The 17658-nt window shown below is 74.4% G+C and carries 15 protein-coding genes; 10 read left to right on the plus strand and 5 right to left on the minus strand.

The window, feature by feature from the left end; translation table 11 throughout:
- Positions 1-10: 10 nt before the first annotated feature.
- From MOV08_RS23395 to MOV08_RS23415, 5 genes are all read right to left on the minus strand, one after another.
- Positions 11-1105, minus strand: a complete 1095-nt coding sequence (locus tag MOV08_RS23395) for a 2-oxoacid:ferredoxin oxidoreductase subunit beta (protein WP_039635253.1) — start codon at positions 1103-1105, stop codon at positions 11-13.
- A complete protein-coding gene (locus MOV08_RS23400) occupies positions 1098-3050 on the minus strand; it encodes a 2-oxoacid:acceptor oxidoreductase subunit alpha (RefSeq protein WP_275308740.1) in 1953 nt (650 codons plus the stop codon). Before MOV08_RS23400 ends, MOV08_RS23395 begins: the two co-directional genes overlap by 8 nt.
- A gap of 307 nt (positions 3051-3357) precedes the next feature.
- Positions 3358-4017: a response regulator transcription factor gene (locus tag MOV08_RS23405; RefSeq protein ID WP_338057414.1), complete on the minus strand. Its 660-nt coding sequence runs from the start codon at positions 4015-4017 to the stop codon at positions 3358-3360.
- Positions 4018-4362: 345 nt separating this feature from the next.
- Entirely contained in the window at positions 4363-5691 is a 1329-nt protein-coding gene (locus tag MOV08_RS23410) for a sensor histidine kinase (RefSeq protein ID WP_275308741.1), read from the minus strand.
- 184 nt (positions 5692-5875) lie between these two features.
- Positions 5876-7147, minus strand: coding sequence for a sensor histidine kinase (locus MOV08_RS23415; RefSeq protein ID WP_039635263.1), 1272 nt, complete (start codon positions 7145-7147; stop codon positions 5876-5878).
- Between the two features lie 148 nt (positions 7148-7295).
- Between MOV08_RS23415 and MOV08_RS23420 the strand changes: the two genes are divergently transcribed.
- The 10 genes from MOV08_RS23420 (at position 7296) to MOV08_RS23465 (ending at position 17569) form a co-directional block, all read left to right on the plus strand.
- Positions 7296-8432, plus strand: a complete 1137-nt coding sequence (locus MOV08_RS23420; protein WP_275308742.1) for a secretion protein snm4 — start codon at positions 7296-7298, stop codon at positions 8430-8432.
- 938 nt (positions 8433-9370) lie between these two features.
- Positions 9371-10522 (plus strand): MinD/ParA family ATP-binding protein, encoded by a 1152-nt coding sequence (locus MOV08_RS23425; protein ID WP_275308743.1) that lies wholly within the window; start codon positions 9371-9373, stop codon positions 10520-10522.
- A gap of 262 nt (positions 10523-10784) precedes the next feature.
- Positions 10785-11186 (plus strand): NADH-quinone oxidoreductase subunit A, encoded by a 402-nt coding sequence (locus MOV08_RS23430; RefSeq protein ID WP_275308744.1) that lies wholly within the window; start codon positions 10785-10787, stop codon positions 11184-11186.
- Positions 11177-11842, plus strand: a complete 666-nt coding sequence (locus tag MOV08_RS23435; RefSeq protein ID WP_275308745.1) for an NADH-quinone oxidoreductase subunit B — start codon at positions 11177-11179, stop codon at positions 11840-11842. The genes MOV08_RS23430 and MOV08_RS23435 overlap by 10 nt, the downstream gene beginning before the upstream one ends.
- Positions 11839-13038, plus strand: coding sequence for an NADH-quinone oxidoreductase subunit C (locus MOV08_RS23440; RefSeq protein WP_275308746.1), 1200 nt, complete (start codon positions 11839-11841; stop codon positions 13036-13038). The genes MOV08_RS23435 and MOV08_RS23440 overlap by 4 nt, the downstream gene beginning before the upstream one ends.
- Positions 13035-14000, plus strand: coding sequence for a complex I subunit 1/NuoH family protein (locus tag MOV08_RS23445; protein WP_039641386.1), 966 nt, complete (start codon positions 13035-13037; stop codon positions 13998-14000). Before MOV08_RS23440 ends, MOV08_RS23445 begins: the two co-directional genes overlap by 4 nt.
- A 2-nt stretch (positions 14001-14002) precedes the next feature.
- On the plus strand, positions 14003-14593 hold the full coding sequence (locus MOV08_RS23450; RefSeq protein WP_039635267.1) for a NuoI/complex I 23 kDa subunit family protein: 591 nt from the start codon (positions 14003-14005) through the stop codon (positions 14591-14593).
- Complete coding sequence (locus tag MOV08_RS23455) at positions 14590-15180, plus strand: NADH-quinone oxidoreductase subunit J family protein (RefSeq protein WP_039635272.1); 591 nt, start codon at positions 14590-14592, stop codon at positions 15178-15180. The genes MOV08_RS23450 and MOV08_RS23455 overlap by 4 nt, the downstream gene beginning before the upstream one ends.
- Positions 15180-15575: an NADH-quinone oxidoreductase subunit NuoK gene (nuoK, locus tag MOV08_RS23460; protein WP_275308747.1), complete on the plus strand. Its 396-nt coding sequence runs from the start codon at positions 15180-15182 to the stop codon at positions 15573-15575. Before MOV08_RS23455 ends, nuoK begins: the two co-directional genes overlap by 1 nt.
- The gene (locus tag MOV08_RS23465; protein WP_275308748.1) at positions 15572-17569 is read left to right on the plus strand and encodes an NADH-quinone oxidoreductase subunit 5 family protein; all 1998 of its coding nucleotides are present in this window, start codon (positions 15572-15574) and stop codon (positions 17567-17569) included. The genes nuoK and MOV08_RS23465 overlap by 4 nt, the downstream gene beginning before the upstream one ends.
- Positions 17570-17658: the final 89 nt, after the last annotated feature.

The raw sequence follows: 17658 nt of genomic DNA on the forward strand, positions 1-17658 counted from the left end.
GGGGCGTCGGCTAGCCGACGACCGTCCAGGTGTCGTTGCCGGTCAGCAGGGCACCCAGGTCGCCCTTGCCCTTCTGCTCGACGGCGGTGTCCAACTGCTCGGCCATCAGCGTGTCGTAGACCGGCCGCTCGACGTCGCGCAGCACACCGATCGGGGTGCGGTACAGGGTGTCGGGGTCGGCCAGCCGGGAGAGGGCGAACGCCGTGGTGGGGGAGGGGCTGTGCGCGTCGTGCACCAGGACCCCGTCGGTGCCCTCCTCGGTGACGTCGATGACCTTGAGGTCGCCGGTGGCCACATCGCGGACCACGCCCTGGGAACCGAGGCCGTCCGGCGCCGGGGTGCCGAACCGGATCGGCTGCCCGTGCTCCAGCCGGATCACCGCCTCCTGGGCCTGCTCCTTGTCCTTGAGGGCCTCGAAGGCGCCGTCGTTGAAGATGTTGCAGTTCTGGTAGATCTCCACCAGTGCCGCGCCGGGGTGCGCGGCGGCCGCGCGCAGCACCGAGGTGAGGTGCTTGCGGTCGGAGTCGACGGTGCGGGCCACGAAGGTCGCCTCGGCGCCCAGCGCCAGGGAGACCGGGTTGAACGGCGCGTCCAGCGACCCCATCGGCGTCGACTTGGTGATCTTGCCGACCTCGGAGGTGGGGCTGTACTGGCCCTTGGTCAGCCCGTAGATCCGGTTGTTGAACAGCAGGATCTTGAGGTTGACGTTGCGCCGCAGGGCGTGGATGAGGTGGTTGCCGCCGATGGACAGCGCGTCGCCGTCACCGGTGACCACCCAGACCGACAGGTCGCGGCGCGAGGACGCGAGCCCGGTGGCGATGGCCGGGGCGCGGCCGTGGATGGAGTGCATCCCGAAGGTGTCCATGTAGTACGGGAAGCGGGAGGAGCAGCCGATGCCGGAGACGAAGACGATGTTCTCCTTGGCCAGGCCCAGCTCCGGCATGAAGCCCTGGACGGCGGCGAGGACGGCGTAGTCGCCGCAGCCGGGGCACCAGCGCACTTCCTGGTCCGACTTGAAGTCCTTCATGGACTGCTTCGCCGTGGCCTTGGGCACCAGGGAGAGCGCCTCGATCTGCGCGGGCTTCTCCGAGACCGTGTCAGTCATTGATGGCCTCCTTAAGGACCTCCGCGAGCTGCTCGGCCTTGAACGGCATCCCGCTGACCTGGGTGTGCGAGCGCGCGTCGACGAGGTACTTGGCGCGCAGCAGAGTGGCGAGCTGACCGAGGTTCATCTCCGGCACGACCACCTTGTCGTAACGCGCCAGGACCTCGCCCAGATTCCCCGGGAAGGGGTTGAGGTGGCGCAGGTGCGCCTGGGCGATCCGCTGGCCCGCGCCGCGGACCCGCCGGACCGCCGCGGTGATCGGCCCGTAGGTCGAACCCCAGCCCACGACGAGGGTGCTCGCGCCCCGTCCGGTCTCGTCCAGCGGGTCGTCCACCTCGACGTCGGGGACGGTGACGCCGTCCACCTTCGCCTGGCGGGTGCGGACCATGAAGTCGTGGTTGGCCGGGTCGTAGGAGATGTTGCCGGTGCCGTCCTGCTTCTCGATGCCGCCGATGCGGTGCTCCAGGCCGGGCGTGCCGGGGACGGCCCAGGGCCGGGCGAGGGTCTCCGGGTCGCGCTTGTACGGCCAGAACACCTCGGTGCCGTCCGCCAGCTCGTGGTTGGGGCCGGTGGCGAACTGCACCCGCAGGTCGGGGAGTTCGTCGACCTCGGGGATCCGCCAGGGCTCCGAGCCGTTGGCCAGGTAGCCGTCGGAGAGCAGGAAGACCGGGGTGCGGTAGGTGAGCGCGATCCGGGCCGCGTCCAGTGCCGCGTCGAAGCAGTCGGCGGGCGTCTTCGGGGCCACGATCGGCACCGGGGCCTCGCCGTTGCGCCCGTACATCGCCTGGAGCAGGTCGGCCTGCTCGGTCTTGGTGGGCAGGCCGGTGGAGGGCCCACCGCGCTGGATGTCCACGATCAGCAGCGGGAGCTCCAGGCTCACCGCGAGGCCGATGGTCTCGGACTTCAGCGCCACGCCCGGGCCGGAGGTCGTGGTGACCGCCAGCGAGCCGCCGAACGCCGCGCCCAGCGCCGCGCCGATGCCCGCGATCTCGTCCTCCGCCTGGAACGTCCGCACACCGAAGTTCTTGTGCTTGGACAGCTCGTGCAGGATGTCGGAGGCCGGGGTGATCGGGTACGAGCCCAGGTACAGCGGCAGGTCGGCCTGGCTCGCGGCGGCGATCAGGCCATAGGACAGTGCGAGGTTGCCGGAGATGTTGCGGTAGGTGCCGGTCGGGAAGGCGGCGGTGGCCGGCGCGACCTCGTAGGAGGTGGCGAAGTCCTCGGTGGTCTCGCCGAAGTTCCAGCCCGCCCGGAAGGCGGTGACGTTCGCCTCGGCGATGTTCGGCTTCTTGGCGAACTTCGCCCGCAGGAACTTCTCGGTGCCCTCGGTCGGCCGGTGGTACATCCACGACAGCAGGCCCAGCGCGAACATGTTCTTGCTGCGCTCGGCCTCCTTGCGGGAGAGCCCGAAGTCCTTGAGCGCCTCGATGGTCAGCGTCGTCAGCGGCACCGGGTGGACGTTGTACGCCGACAGCGAGCCGTCCTCCAACGGGTTGGAGTCGTAGCCGACCTTCGCCATCGGGCGCTTGGTGAACTCGTCGGTGTTGACGATGATCTCCGCGCCGCGCGGCACGTCGCCGATGTTGGCCTTCAGCGCGGCCGGGTTCATGGCCACCAGGACGTTCGGCGCGTCACCGGGGGTGAGGATGTCGTGGTCGGCGAAGTGCAGCTGGAAGCTGGAGACGCCCGGGAGGGTTCCGGCAGGGGCCCGGATCTCGGCGGGGAAGTTGGGCAGCGTCGACAGGTCGTTGCCGAACGACGCCGTCTCGGACGTGAAACGGTCACCGGTGAGCTGCATACCGTCACCGGAGTCGCCGGCGAACCGGATGATCACCCGGTCCAGGCGCCGGACCTCCTTGCCCGGGCCGCCGTCGCCGGACGTGCGCTGTTCCCCGACTAGCGCTCCGTCGGCCTGTTCGGCTGTGCTACTGACCTGGCTGGTCACTGCTTCGGACCTCCCTCAAGGGGTGCGGCGTCCCCGCCGGACGCAGGGCGTGGGACGGGTCGTACCGACCGGTTGTCCCATAACCATCGTACTTGGGTAAGGGTGCCCTTCCCTGGTCCGGCCATATCGTGGACGTCAGGATGAGACACCGCTCTGTCATGGTTTGTCATCGAATCACTGCCCTCGTCGCCCCCGCCCCCGTGACGCACCGACCTCGTCCATTGGTGCTAGGACCATCGTTCTACGTCCTGCCCCTCAGCTGCTGGTGGATCGGTACATCACAGACATCTGACAGGGTGTCAGGTCGCTAGGAGTTCAGGTAGGTGAGGACCGCGAGCACCCTACGGTGATCCCCGTCACTCGGCGTCAGCCCCAGCTTCTGGAAGATGTTGCTGACGTGCTTCTCGACCGCGCCGTCGCTGACCACCAGCTGCCGGGCGATCGCCGCGTTGGTCCGCCCCTCGGCCATCAGCCCCAGCACCTCGCGCTCCCGCGGCGTCAGGTGCGCCAGCACGTCCTGCTTGCGGCTGCGGCCCAGCAGCTGCGCCACCACCTCCGGGTCCAGCGCGGTGCCGCCGCGGGCCACCCGGACCACCGCGTCCACGAACTCCCGCACCTCGGCGACCCGGTCCTTGAGCAGATAGCCGATGCCCCGGCTCGACCCGGCCAGCAGCTCGGTCGCGTACTGCTCCTCCACGTACTGCGACAGCACCAGCACGGCGACCCCGGGGTGGTCCCGCCGCAGCCGGAGCGCGGCCCGCACGCCCTCGTCGGTGTGGGTCGGCGGCATCCGCACGTCCGCCACCACCACGTCCGGCGGGGCGCCCGCGGCGGCCAGCTCGGCGACCGTCTTCACCAGCGCCTCGCCGTCGCCCACGCCCGCCACGACCTCGTGCCCGCGGTCGGTCAGCAACCGCGTCAGCCCCTCCCGCAACAGCACCGAGTCCTCGGCGATGACCACCCGCACCCTGTCCTCCACGACCGACACGTCCCCCACGACCTCGTTTCCCCACGTTTCCTACGGTCCAGCCTGCCGTCCCCCAGCATTCCAGCATCCGGAACGCGGCGGGCGGGTGAGGGGGAGAAGAGGAACGACGCGGGGCGGCGCGGAAAACGGGAGAGGAGGAGGGGCAAGGGGGGAGAGGGGCAAGGGGGGAGGAAGGGAGGGGAGAGGGGAGAGGACGGGGGGTGGGGGCGGGGCGGCGGCCGGGGAAAGGCGGGTGGGGCCGGACCCCCGTCCCGGCCCCACCCCGATCGTGTCCTCCGAGCGTTCTCCCTGGTCGCTCCCCGTTGGTCGTCCGCCGGTCGTCGGTCAGCCGCGCCAGGGCAGCTCGGCGGTGACCGTGGTCGGGCCGCCCGCCGGGGAGTCCACGACCAGCAGGCCGTCGACGGAGCCCAACCGCTCGGCGAGCCCGGCCAGCCCGCCGCCGGCCTCGGTGCTCGCCCCGCCCCGGCCGTTGTCCGACACCATCAGCATCAGCTGGTCCGCGGTGTGCCAGACGTCCACCGCCGCACGGTCCGCCCCGCTGTGCTTGGCGACGTTCTGGAGCAGTTCGGAGACGGTGAAGTAGGCGATGCCCTCGATGGCCGGGGCCGGGCGCCGGTCCAGGTCCACCTCGACGGTGACCGGCACCGTGCACCGGCCGGCCAGCGACGTCAGCGCCGGGCCCAGGCCGCGGTCGGTGAGGATCGCCGGGTGGATGCCGCGGGCCAGGTCGCGCAGTTCCTGGAGCGCGACCTTCACCTCGCCGTGCGCCTCGTCCACCATCCGCGCCGCCGCCTGCGGGTCCGCGGCCAGCTTCTCCTTGGCCAGCCCGAGGTCCATCGCCAGCGCCACCAGCCGGGCCTGCGCCCCGTCGTGCAGGTCGCGCTCGATGCGCCGCAGGTCGGCGGCGGCGGTGTCCACCACCACCCCGCGGTCCGACTCCAGCTCGATGACCCGGGTGGCCAGCGGCGACGGCCCCAGCAGCCCGCGCACCAGCAGCCGGTCCACCTGCGTCAGCCCGCGGAACACCCACGGCCCGGCCAGCACCATCAGCAGCCCGAACACCCCGCTCACCATGGCCGCCGCCGTCGGGCTCACATACAGGACGGTGGTCCCGTCCCCCCACAGCTGGATCCCCGGCAGGGAGGCGTACGAGGGGGCGAGCCAGTACCAGAACGGGAAGCTCAGCAGCGCCCAGCCCACCGACCAGAACGTCACCGAGCCGACGAACGCGAACAGCGCCCACGGGAAGTGCACGAACGCATAGAGCAGGTGCCGCCAGGACGCCCCGCTCTTGAGGACCGCCCCGACCCACGCCATCAGGCCCGGCTTCGAGGGGCGCAGCGGCTCCGGGGCGGCCACGTCCAGGCCCAGCAGCGCCCGCGCCCGGGCCCGCTCCAGGGCGCCCAGCCCGCGGGCACCGGCCAGTCCGCCGGCCAGCACCGGGATGCCCAGGAACGTGACCAGCAGGCCGGCGCTCGTCGCGACCACGGCGACCGCGTAGCCGAACATCACGCTGGCCACCGGGAGGCTCAGGCAGAGGTGGAGGAACTCCCGCCAGGTGCGCCCGGCGAAGGGGGCGCGCAGCCCCACCGGCACCCGGTGGCCGCGGGGCCGCGGTGGGCGGGTGGGGTGCGCGGAGTACGCGGTGTCCATGTCTGTCTCGTCCGTCCGTTCTGCCGTGGCGTCCGTGCCGGCGATTCCGGCGGTTCTGGCGGTTCCCGACCGGCCCTGGCCGGCTCCCTCCAGGGTCGACGACGGGCGCCGCCCGGGCCATGAGGGTGCTCGCAGTCTTCCGCCGGGGGTTTTCCCCACCCCGGCGGAAGGGGCCGCGCCCCGCTCAGCGTCGGCCCGCGCCCGGCGCCGCCCCCGCCTCCGGCCGCGGGCGCCACGGCACCTCCGCCGTCACCCGGGTCGGCCCGCCCACCGGCGAATCCAGCACGAACAGCCCGTCCACCGACCCCAGCCGGTCCGCGAGTCCGGCCATCCCGCTGCCGCCGTCGAGCCGCGCGCCGCCCCTCCCGTCGTCCTGCACCTGGAGCAGCAGCCGTCCCGGCCGTCGCCCACCACCGCCCTTGCCCGAGGGCCCTGCGGGCCCGCCCCCCTCCACCCGCCACACCTCCACCGACGCCTGCCGGGCGCCGCTGTGCTTGGAGACGTTCTGCAGGAGCTCGGAGACGGTGAAGTAGACGATCCCTTCGAGGGCCGGCGCGGGGCGTTCGGCCAGGTCCACGGAGACGGTGACCGGCACCGTGCACCGGCTGGCCAGCGACGTCAGCGCCGGGCCCAGGCCGCGGTCGGTGAGGATCGCCGGGTGGATGCCGCGGGCCAGGTCGCGCAGTTCCTGGAGCGCCAGCTTCACCTCGCCGTGCGCCTCGTCCACCATCGCCGCCACGCTCTCGTCGGCCTGCCCCTCGGCGAGCTTCTCCTTTGCCAGACCGAGGCCCATGGCGAGCGCCACCAGCCGGGCCTGCGCCCCGTCGTGCAGATCCCGTTCGATCCGCCGCAGGTCGGCGGCGGCGGTGTCGGTGACCGCCACCCGGTCCGACTCCAGCTCCGCGATCCGCCGCTCCAGCTCGTCGGAGGGCGGCAGCAGCCCGCGCACCATCGCCCGGTCCACGTTGGACAGCCAGCGGGCCAGCCACGGCAGCACCGGCCAGCCCACGAACAGCGAGACCAGGACGAGGGAGAAGGTGAGGATGCCCCACGGCAGCCGGATCACCGCGAACAGCGCGTGCCGCCAGGCCACCGGGTCCTTCAGCCGCGCCCACAGCCACCCGAAGAACCCGTGCTGGCTCAGTCGCAGCGGGCTCGGTTCGGCCACCGCCACCCCGAGCCAGGCCCGCGCCCGGGCCCGTTCCAGCTTCCCGTAGAACCGACAGGCCGTCAGTCCCAGGGCCAGCAGCGGCAGTCCGACGACCGTGACGGAGAGCCCGAGCCCCAGCACCAACCAGACCACCAGCACCACGAACGCCGTCACGCTCAGAGGGAGGTTGGCCAGCAGATATCCGATCTCCCGCCAGGTCCAGCGGTCGAGCGGCGCCCGCGGGGGTGGGAGCGGCGCCCCGTCGGGGGCGTCGGTGTCGGGAGCGAGTGGGGAACTTTCCGTCATACGCCCCAGCTTGCCGGGCCCGGCACCGCTCTGCCATGGGGGCCGTCGGGTGGTGGGCGGGGGGTTTCCCCCACCCTCCGCCCGGGCGGCCCGGGTTGGCGCGCGACGCTGTGGACAGGGCACGGCACCGGGACCGTATGGTGTGGCGGTGCAGAACGGCCGCGTGGACATGACGAGTGCGACGCCGGGTGCGGACGCGGGCCCCGGACAGCGCGGCGGCAGCGGCCGGACCGCGGCCCCGACGGCGCCCGCCGCGGCGCCCACCGGCCCGGCCGGCCCCCAGGACAGCCCGCGCTGGGACGACCGCTGCCGGACCCGGACCGCGGTCACCGCGAGCGTGCTGCTCGCCGCCGTCGCCGGGATCGCGGCGGGCACCTGGTACGGCGCCGGCGCCGCCCTCTGGCTGGCCGGCACGGCCGTCCTGGCCGCGGGCGGCGGCGCGGCGCTCACCGCGGCGCCCGCCCGACGCGCCGCCGGCACCGCCCTGCTGCTCATCGGCGGCACCCTCGGCATCGTCGCCGCCTGGCAGGCGGCCCCCGGCGGCGCCGCCCGGCTCGCCGCCACCGGACTCGTCGCCGCGGTCGCGCTGGCCCTGCTCGGCCTCCGCACCGGCCTCGGCCGCGGCGGCCTCACCGGCGCGGCCACGCTCGCGCTCACGGTGGGCACCTGGGAGCTGCTGCTGGCCCTCACCGACCCGGTCCGCACCGGCGTCGCCCTCGGATTCCTCTCCGTCCTCGCCCTCGGGGCGCTGCCCTGGCTGGCGCTGCGCGCGGCCGGGCTGACCGGGCTGGACGACCGGCACGCCGGCACCACCACGGTCGGCCGCCACCGGGCGGCCGCCGCGCTGGCCGCCGCCCACCGGGGACTGGCCCCGGCCACCGTGGCGCTGGCGGCCTCGGCCGGCGCGGCCGGTGTGCTCGCGGCGGGCGCGCCCGGACTCTGGACGGTGCTCACCGCCCTGCTGCTGGCCGTCGTCCTGTTCTCCCGGGCCCGCGCCTATCCCCTGGCAGTGGAGGTGGTCGCGCTGCTCGCCGCCGGAACGGCCGTCTGCGTGCGGCTGGTCCTGCTCTGCGCGACGGACGGCGGTGCCCCGGCGCTCGCGCTCGCCGCGCTGTGCCTGCTGGTCGCCCTGCCGGTGGCGGCGCTCGCCGTCCGGCTGCCGGAACCGCTGCGGAACCGGCTGCGGCGCTGGCTGGATCTGGCGGAGTCGGTGAGCATGGTGGCGCTGATCCCCGTGGGCCTCGGCGCGTTCGGGCTCTACGGGCTGCTGCTGGGCGGTTTCTGACGGGAGCGGAGCAGCGGGCGAGGAGGCGCGGAGCGGAGAACGACCGGAGCGGTCGGGAGCAGCGCGGAACGACCGGACGAGGCCGGAACCGGTCGGGAACGGTCGGGAGCGACTGGAAGCAGCCGGAAGCGGTCGGGAACGGTCATGGGAAGGAGAGGGGCGGTGCCGGCGGAGACGATCAGGTCGGCGGGGGCGACGCGGACAGCGGGGGCGACGCGGACAGCGGGGGCGACGGGGACATCCTGTGAAGACCCGGCGGCGGCGGAACGTTCCGGCCGGCCCGGGGAGTTCGGAACGCAGGGCGAAGACCGGGAGGAGGTGAGGGCCGGATGACAACGGAGAGCACGGCACAGCCGGCGGCTGCGGCGGGTACGCCGGCAGTGGGAGGTGTTGCCGGGCCGGGTGGTCCTGCCGGTTCGGGTGGTTCTGTAGGCACTGGTGGTGCGGTGGTGGCCGGCGGGGTGCCGGGCGCGCTGCCCGCGGCCGTACCGATGCCGCAGGCTGCGCCGCCCCCGAGCCCGACGCCGACCCAGCCCCTGACCCCGGCACCGATGTCGGCCCCGATGTCGACCCCGGCCCCGCCCTCGATGTCGCCGCCGCCCCGGACGATGCCCGCGGCGGCCGAACCGTCCCCGTTCGACCCCGCGCCGGCGTCCCCGCCCCCGCCGGCCCCTCAGGTCGCCTTGACCGGCCAGATCATCCAGGCCGGCCAGGTCATCCGGACCCCATCGGCCCCGTCGGCGCCATCAGCCCCATCAGCCCCATCAGTTCCTCCGGTACCTCCGGCCGCCCCGGCATCTCCGGCCGCCCCGGTCCCGCCGGCCGTCGCCCCGCTGCCGCCGGTCGCGCCCGCCCCGGGAGCCGCCCCGGGCCCCGGAGCCGCGCCCGCCCCCGGGCACTACGGGCGCTCCGGGCTGCCCGCGCGGACGCCGGTCTCCGTGCCGCTGCTGCCGCCCGAGTTGGCCGACGGACAGCCCCGGCCGCGCCGCGGCGACCCGTTGGCCCGGCGCGCTGGCCGGGCCCTGCGCCGGGTGTTCGCGTCCTCGCCCGCCGCCGAGACCGCCGCCCTGACCCGGGCCGCGCACGCCATCCAGCAACCGGTCTCCAGCGGTCGGCAGATCGCGGTGTCCAGCATCCGCGGCGGTGCCGGCAAGTCCACCGTCGCCGCCCTGCTCGCGCTGACCTTCGCGCACTACCGCCCCGACCCGGTGCTCGCCGTCGAGGCCGACCCGGCGCTGGGCACGCTCCCGCACCGGCTCGGCGCCCGTGAGGTCCGCTGGTCGGGCAGCGACCTCGCGCAGATCCTCGACCCGTCGATGCTGATCACGGACCTGACGGGCTACCTCCTCCCGTTCGCCGGCGGCGGCTGGCTGCTGCCCGGCAGCCAGGGCGCCATCGGCACCCGGCTGGACCTCGACACCTACCGCGTGGTGATGACCTCGCTGCGCCGCCACTTCGCCGCCACGGTGGTGGACTGCGAGACGCTGCCCGCCGAGGTGGCCCGCACCGCGCTGGTGACGACCCAGGCCCGGGTCCTGGTCACCCCGGCGACCCCGGAGGGCGTGGCCGCCACCCGGTCGGTACTGGACTGGGTCGGCGGTCTGCACCCCGGTCTGCTGCCGACCACGGTCGTGGTGCTCACCCACTCCTCGCCGGACAGCGGCGTCGACGTCCGCAAGGCCGCCGGGCATCTGGGCGCCGGCGGCGCGGCGGTGCTGCCGCTGCCCTACGACCGCCATCTGGCGGCGGGCGGCGCCATCCGCAGCGAGCTGCTGGGCGCCCGCACGCAGGAGGCGGCGGCGCGGATCGCGGCCGAGGTCATGGACCGTGCGGTCTCCCGGGACCCGGCCCGGCGCCGGCCGCCGCACCCGGTCCCCGCGCAGCAGCCGCAGCCGGCACCGGCCGCGCCCCGCCACGCGCCGCCCCCGGCAGCGGCCCAGCCCCCGACCGCACCGCCACCCCAACCCCCGGTGCACCAGCAGCACGCACAGCACCAGCCCCCACACCCGTCCCCGTACCAGCCCCACCCCCAGGCGCCCCCGCCGTCCGCCGACCCGCGCGCCGCGTACGGCGGCGGCACCCCGCGCTGACCGACGGACCGCCGACGCACGGCGGCGCCCGCCCACCCGGTCCGCCGACCGGACGCCTGCCGTCCGATTAGTGAGACGCCTGGTGAGACAACCTGGCCCGCCGTCTACGCTGCCGGCCACCCGGGAAGGGCGAAGTGGGGCCGGACCCACCGTCGGCGATGACACGGCTGCCCTACGCGGCCGGGGCAGGGCCTAGACTCCCGTCCGTAGAGATCGTGTAAAAGTCGTTTCAAGAAGCGCAGTCAGGGAGCGAGGGGCGGACGTGCCGGACACGACCGTACGCACCACCGTCGCCGCGGACTATTTCCTGGGCTATTCGGCCGTCGGGATCATCGCCGTGGTCGGGGTGCTGTTCGTCGCCGCGGCCTTCGGGGCCGGGCGGCTGCTGCGGCCCGTGGTGCCCACGCCCGAGAAACTGCTGACGTACGAGTGCGGCGTGGATCCGGTCGGCGAGGGCTGGGCGCACACCCAGGTCCGCTACTACGTCTACGCCTTCCTCTACGTCGTCTTCGCCGTCGACTCGATCTTCCTGTTCCCCTGGGCGACGGTCTTCGCCGCGCCCGGATACGGCGGTGTGACGCTGGTGGAGATGTTCGTCTTCCTCGGCTTCCTCGCCGTCGGCCTGCTCTACGCGTACAAGAAGGGCGTCCTGGAATGGACGTGACCCCCGCTTCCGCCGGCTCCGAGACCGCGCCCGGGAGCGTCGCCCCCGAGTTCCTGCCGGAGCCTCGGCGCCTCGGCGCGCTGGCCCGGCTGGCCCCCGAACCCATGAAGGTGGTCCTCAACTGGGGCCGCCGCTACAGCCTGTGGGTCTTCAACTTCGGCCTGGCCTGCTGCGCCATCGAGTTCATCGCCGCGTCCATGGCCCGGCACGACTTCATCCGGCTCGGCGTGATCCCGTTCGCGCCCGGACCGCGCCAGGCGGACCTGATGGTCGTCTCCGGCACCGTCACCGACAAGATGGCGCCCGCGGTCAAGCGGCTCTACGAGCAGATGCCCGAGCCGAAGTACGTCATCTCCTTCGGCGCCTGCTCCAACTGCGGCGGCCCCTACTGGGATTCGTACGCGGTCACCAAGGGCGTCGACCAGATCATCCCGGTGGACGTCTACGTGCCCGGTTGCCCGCCCCGTCCGGAGGCGCTGCTCCAGGGCATCCTCAAGCTCCAGGAGAAGATCGCCCGCGAGTCGCTCGGCGAGCGCTACCAGCGTGCCGCCCGGCCGTCCGCCGCGGCCCTCCGCAGCGGCCTGGTGACCCCGCCGGCCGCCCCGGCGCCGGACGCGTCCGGCACCGCCGGGACCGCGGGGGAGGGATCCCGATGAGCGAGCAGCCCGAGCAGCCCGAGCAGCCCCGGCAGCCGGCCGACCCGGCCGAGCCGCCCGCCGAGGAGCAGCAGGCGGTCGGCTGGCTGCCGCGCCCGGCCGGCGCCCTCTTCGGCGCCGGTGCCACCGCGGAGCTGGCCTACGACCTGCTGACCGTCGACGTCCCGGCGGACGCCTGGATCGGCGCGCTGACCGTCGCCCGCGACGAGCTCGGCTGCACCTACTTCGACTGGCTGAGCGCCGTCGACGAGCCCGGCACCGGCTTCCGGATCTGCGCCCATCTCGCCGATGTCGCCCACCCGGGCGCCGTCCGCCGGCTGATCGTCCGCACCACCGTGCCGCACGACACGCCCGTGCTGCCCACCGCCGTGGGCGTGTTCGCGGGCGCCGGCTGGCACGAGCGCGAGACCCACGAGATGTTCGGCGTGGACTTCACCGGCCATCCGCACCTGGTGCCGCTGCTCCTGCCGGACACGTTCGAGGGCCATCCGCTGCGCAAGGACTTCGTCCTGGCGGCCCGGGTCGCGAAGGCGTGGCCGGGGGCCAAGGAGCCGGGGGAGCCTGCGGCGGGCGCAGCGCACGGTGGGCCCAAGCGGCGGCAGATGCTGCCGCCGGGGGTGCCCGACCCCAACGAGTGGGGCCCGCTCAAGGGCCAGTTGCCGCCCGCTCCGGCGCGGCCGGCCCGCGGCGCCCGGGCGGCGGGGGCCGCGGGCGAGCGCCCGGCCCGGCGCACCCGTTCCGCGAGCGCGGGCTCGGCGAGCCAGCAGCCGGCGGCGACCGAGGCGGCGGCGACCGAGGTGCCAACCACCGAGGCTGCGGCCGGGGCCGGCACCCCGGCCGAACGCCCGGCCCACGCCGCGCGCCCGGACCGGCCGCCCCGTCGCAACCGGTCGGTGAGCCAGGGCTCGGCCAGCCAGCAGGCGGCCGCCGCGCCCGAGCCCGCCGCGCCCGAGGACGCCGCGCCCGAGCCCCCCGCGCCCCCGGACGCCGCACCCAAGGACGCCGCGGCCGAGGGCACCCCGGCCGCCCGGCGCCCCGCCGCGCCACCGCGCTCCGCCGACGCGCCCTGGCACCACGCCCGCCCGGCCTTCGAGGAAGCGGAGGCCGCCGGGAAGCCCGCGCCGGCCCCCGAGCCCGGACCGGCCGACGCACCGCCCGCCCAACGGCCCGAAGACGAAGGAGGCGACACCCCGTGAGCGACACCCTCGCCCTGGTGCTGCGCCTGCTCGCCATCTTCGTCGTGTTCCTGGTCTTCCCGCTGGTCATCGGCCAGACCGAGCACAAGGTCATGGCCCACATGCAGGGCCGCCTCGGCCCCATGTACGCCGGTGGCTTCCACGGCTGGGCACAGCTGGTCGCCGACGGCGTGAAGTTCGCGCAGAAGGAGGACGTCGTCCCGACCGGCGCCGACCGGCGGATCTTCCAGCTCGCGCCCGCGGTCGCCCTGCTGCCCTACCTCCTGGTCATGGTCGCCATCCCGATCGGGCCGGGCAACGCCGTCGGGCAGGCGCTCGACGCCGGCGTCTTCTACGTGCTCGCCGTGATGGGCGTCGGCGTGCTCGGCTCCCTGATGGCGGGCTGGGCCTCGGCCAACAAGTTCTCGCTGCTCGGCGGTCTGCGGACGGCCGCGCAGCTGCTCGCCTACGAACTGCCGATGCTGCTGGCCGCCGCGTCCGTCGCGATGGCCGCCGGCACCCTGGCGCTGCCCGGCATCCTCGACGCCTTCCACTGGTGGTGGGTGCCGTGGCAGATCATCGGCGGCGTGGTGTTCTTCACCGCCGGGCTCGCCGAGCTCCAGCGACCGCCGTTCGACATGCCGGTCGCCGACTCGGAGATCATCTTCGGCGCGTACACCGAGTACACCGGACTGCGCTTCGCGCTCTTCCTGCTCGCCGAGTACGCCGGCATCGTCGTGCTCAGTGCGCTGACCGCGGTCCTCTTCCTGGGCGGCTGGCACGGTCCGTTCGGCGCCGACGGCCTGGGCTGGCTGTGGACGCTGGTGAAGACCGTGGCGCTCTGCTTCGTCGTCATCTGGCTGCGGGTCACCTACCCGCGGCTGCGCGAGGACCAGCTGCAAAAGCTCGCCTGGACGGTCCTGATCCCGCTGGCGCTCGTCCAGATCGCCCTCACCGGCATCGTCAAGGTGGTGATCTCCTAAAGATGGGTATCCCCGGTTCCGGCCTGGCCAAGGGCCTGGCCGTCACGCTCCGCACGATGACGCGGAAGTCCGTCACCGCGCAGTACCCGGACGTCCAGCCCGACCTCCCGCCGCGCACCCGCGGCGTCATCGGGCTGTTCGAGGAGAACTGCACGGTCTGCATGCTGTGCGCCCGCGAGTGCCCCGACTGGTGCATCTACATCGACTCCCACAAGGAGACGGTGCCGCCGGCCGCCCCCGGGGGCCGGGAGCGCAGCCGCAACGTCCTGGACCGCTTCGCGATCGACTTCGCGCTGTGCATGTACTGCGGCATCTGCATCGAGGTCTGCCCCTTCGACGCGCTGTTCTGGTCGCCGGAGTTCGAGTACGCCGAGACCGACATCCGCGAGCTCACCCACGAGCGCGACAAGCTGCGCGAGTGGATGTGGACGGTGCCCGAGCCGCCCGCGCTGGACCCGGCGGCCGAGGAGCCCAAGGAGATCGCCGCCGCCCGCAAGGCCGCGGACAAGCTCGCCGCCCAGCAGGCCGCCGCCGCCCCGCAACCGCCCCCGGTCAGCACCGCTGACCCGACCGACACTCAGGAGGGAACGTGACGCTCGCCGCCGCAAGCCACGGCTTCCTCTCGCCCACCGGCGTCGAGATCGCCTTCGTCCTCGTCGGCATCGCCACCCTCGGCGCCGCCCTGATGACCGTCGGCTCCCGGCAGTTGGTGCACGCCGCGCTGTGGCTGGTGGTCGCCCTCGGCGGGATCGCCGTGGAATACCTCCTGCTCACCGCCGAGTTCATCGCCTGGGTGCAGGTGCTGATCTACGTCGGGTCGGTGGTCGTGCTGCTGCTGTTCGGGCTGATGCTCACCAAGGCGCCCATCGGCCCGTCCCCGGACGCCGATTCCGGCAACCGCTGGGTCGCGCTGACGGTGGCCGGCGCCTCGGCCGCGGCCCTGGTCTGGGTCGTCGTCGACGCCTTCCGCGCCACCTGGATCGACCTCGACGGGGCCGTTCAGGGCTCCGCAGAGGCCGCCGGGCGCAGCCTGTTCCGCTTCTGGGTGCTGCCCTTCGAGGCGCTCTCCGTCCTGCTGCTCGCCGCGCTGGTCGGGGCGGTCGCGCTGTCCCGCCGGGGCGGCGGCGCGAAGGGCGCAGCCGAGACCTCGGCGCCCGCCGCGCGGGAGGGGCGGCTCTGATGCATCTCGCGTACCCGGCGGTCCTCGCCGTCCTCCTCTTCTGCACCGGCCTGTACGGCGTGCTCGCGCGCCGCAACGCGATCCTGGTGCTGATGTCCGTCGAGCTGATGCTCAACGCCGTCAACCTCAACCTCGTCGCCTTCGACGTCTGGCTGCGCGACACCCTGCACGCCGGCCAGGCGCTCACCCTCTTCACCATCGCCGTCGCCGCCGCCGAGATCGGCATCGGGCTGGCGATCGTGCTGCTCGTCTACCGCAACCGCGGCAGCTCCGACATCGACCGGCTCCGCGACCTCGCCGAGCGGCCGTCCGGACCGTCCGGCCAGGACGGTGCGGGCAGCGCGGACGCACCACGGCAGCCGCAGCCGGACACCGGGGCGGAGGCCACCGCGTGACTCTCACGACCACCGCCGTACTCGCCCCCCTCCTGCCCTTCCTCGGGGCCGTCGTCGGCCTCCTCACGGGGCGCCGCTCGCCCGGCTTCGTCCGCCCGCTGGCGGTCCTGCCGACGCTGGCCGCGGCGGTGCTGACCGTCGCCGTCGCCGTCGGCCAGGGCGGCGGCCCGGCCACCGACGTCGCCACCCGGCTCACCCCGACCGGCTCGCTCCCCGTCGACCTGGCGCTGCACGTCGACGGCTTCGCCGCGCTGATCGGCGTCCTCGTCGGCGTGGTGGCGACCTGCGTGCAGATCTACTCCACGGCGTACCTGCGCGACGATCCGCGCTACCCCTCCTACGCCGCCCTGGTCTCGCTCTTCACCTCCGCGATGCTGCTGGTCGTCTACACCGGCGACCTGATGGTGCTGCTGGTCGGCTGGGAAGTCATGGGCATCTGCTCGTACTTCCTCGTCGGCCACTACTGGGAGACCGAGGCCGCCCGCGCCGCCTCCCTGAAGGCGTTCCTCGTCACCAAGCTCGGCGACGTGCCCTTCCTCTTCGGCATCTTCGCGCTGGCCGCCGACGCCGGGACCTTCCGGATCACCGGCATCCTGGGCCACGTCGCCCGCGACGGCCTGCACCACCCGACGCTGATCGCGCTGCTGCTGCTGGCCGGCGTCGCCGGCAAGTCGGCGCAGTTCCCGCTGCACACCTGGCTCCCGGACGCGATGGCCGGCCCGACGCCGGTCTCCGCGCTCATCCACGCCGCGACGATGGTCGCCGCCGGCGTCTACGTCGTCGCCCGCCTGCTGCCGGTCTTCGCCGCCTCCGCCGCCGCGCTGGTCGTGCTCGCCGTGATGGCCGCGGTGACCATGGTCGGCTCCGCCCTGGCCGCGCTCGCCCAGGACGACATCAAGCGCGTACTGGCCTATTCGACCGTCGGCCAGCTCGGCTACATGACCGGCGCGCTGGCCGTCGGCGACCGCGGCGCCGCCGTCTTCCACCTCCTGTCGCACGGTGCGTTCAAGGCCCTCCTCTTCCTCGGCGCGGGCGTGGTCATCCACGCCGCGGGCACCAACTCGCTGGCCGCCATGTCCCGGATGGGCGGCCTGGCCCGGCGCATCCCGGACGCCTTCTGGACGGTCACCGTCGCGCTGCTCGCGCTCGCCGCCATCCCGCCGTTCGCCGGCTTCTTCTCCAAGGAAGCCGTCCTGGGCGCCGCCGAGCACGCCGCCACCGGCCACGCGGCCGGCGTCCCCGGCGCCGCCGGCTGGACCGTCCTGATCTCCGGACTGCTCACCGCCCTCCTCACCGCCGCCTACGCCACCCGGCTGTGGCTGCTGACGTTCTGCGGGACCGGCCCCGAGGTCCCCGACCACGGCCCACAGCCGCGCGCGATGACCGCCGTGCTGTGGGTGCTCTTCCTCCCCACCGTCGGCTTCGGCCTGACCGCCACCTTCCTGCCCGCCTGGTTCGACGGGCGCTCGCTCACCCCGACCCTCACCACCTCCGTGCTGGGCACCGGTGTCGCCCTCGTCGGCGGCCTGATCACCTACGCCGCCTGGCGCCACACCAGCGCCCTGGCCACCCGCACCCCGCTCGGCGCGGTCGCCGTGGCGGAGGACGCCACCCCCGCGCTCGCCGAGGAACTGGCCATCGTCACCCACCCCCCGGCCTACGGCGACGCCGCCGGCGCCCCGGACCCGGCCGACCCCGGCCGGCTCCTGCTGGGGCCGCTGCACCGCCACGCGGCCGCCGGCTTCCACCTCGACGCGGTCTACTCCGCGCTGTTCGTCCGGCCCGTCCGCGCCGCCGCGGAGCTGGTCCGCTTCCTGGACCGCGCCGTCGTCGACACCTACGTCAGCGGCGCGGGCACCGCCCCCCGCTGGCTGGGCGCCGCCGTCCGCCGCGCCCAGACCGGCAACGTGCAGACCTACCTCGGGGCGCTGTTGGCCGGCGCGCTCGTCCTGGGCGTCGCCGCCGCCCTCGTCGCCACGGGCACGGGAGCCTGACCGTGCCGCCATCCCCCGGGGGCCGACCCCCGCACCCCCAGCCGACAGTCCTCGTGGCCTGCCTCGCCGGAGCCGAACCCCGCAGGAGG

The sequence above is a fragment of the Streptomyces yunnanensis genome (assembly GCF_029011865.1).
Lineage (GTDB): Bacteria > Actinomycetota > Actinomycetes > Streptomycetales > Streptomycetaceae > Streptomyces > Streptomyces yunnanensis.

Bases quoted from the DNA above. Each gene is read 5' to 3' on its own strand.
- MOV08_RS23395 (WP_039635253.1), bottom strand. From the start codon at position 1,105: ATGACTGACACGGTCTCGGAGAAGCCCGCGCAGATCGAGGCGCTCTCC.
- MOV08_RS23435 (WP_275308745.1), top strand. From the start codon at position 11,177: ATGGACGTGACCCCCGCTTCCGCCGGCTCCGAGACCGCGCCCGGGAGC.
- MOV08_RS23415 (WP_039635263.1), bottom strand. From the start codon at position 7,147: ATGACGGAAAGTTCCCCACTCGCTCCCGACACCGACGCCCCCGACGGG.
- MOV08_RS23440 (WP_275308746.1), top strand. From the start codon at position 11,839: ATGAGCGAGCAGCCCGAGCAGCCCGAGCAGCCCCGGCAGCCGGCCGAC.
- MOV08_RS23450 (WP_039635267.1), top strand. From the start codon at position 14,003: ATGGGTATCCCCGGTTCCGGCCTGGCCAAGGGCCTGGCCGTCACGCTC.
- nuoK (WP_275308747.1), top strand. From the start codon at position 15,180: ATGCATCTCGCGTACCCGGCGGTCCTCGCCGTCCTCCTCTTCTGCACC.
- MOV08_RS23410 (WP_275308741.1), bottom strand. From the start codon at position 5,691: ATGGACACCGCGTACTCCGCGCACCCCACCCGCCCACCGCGGCCCCGC.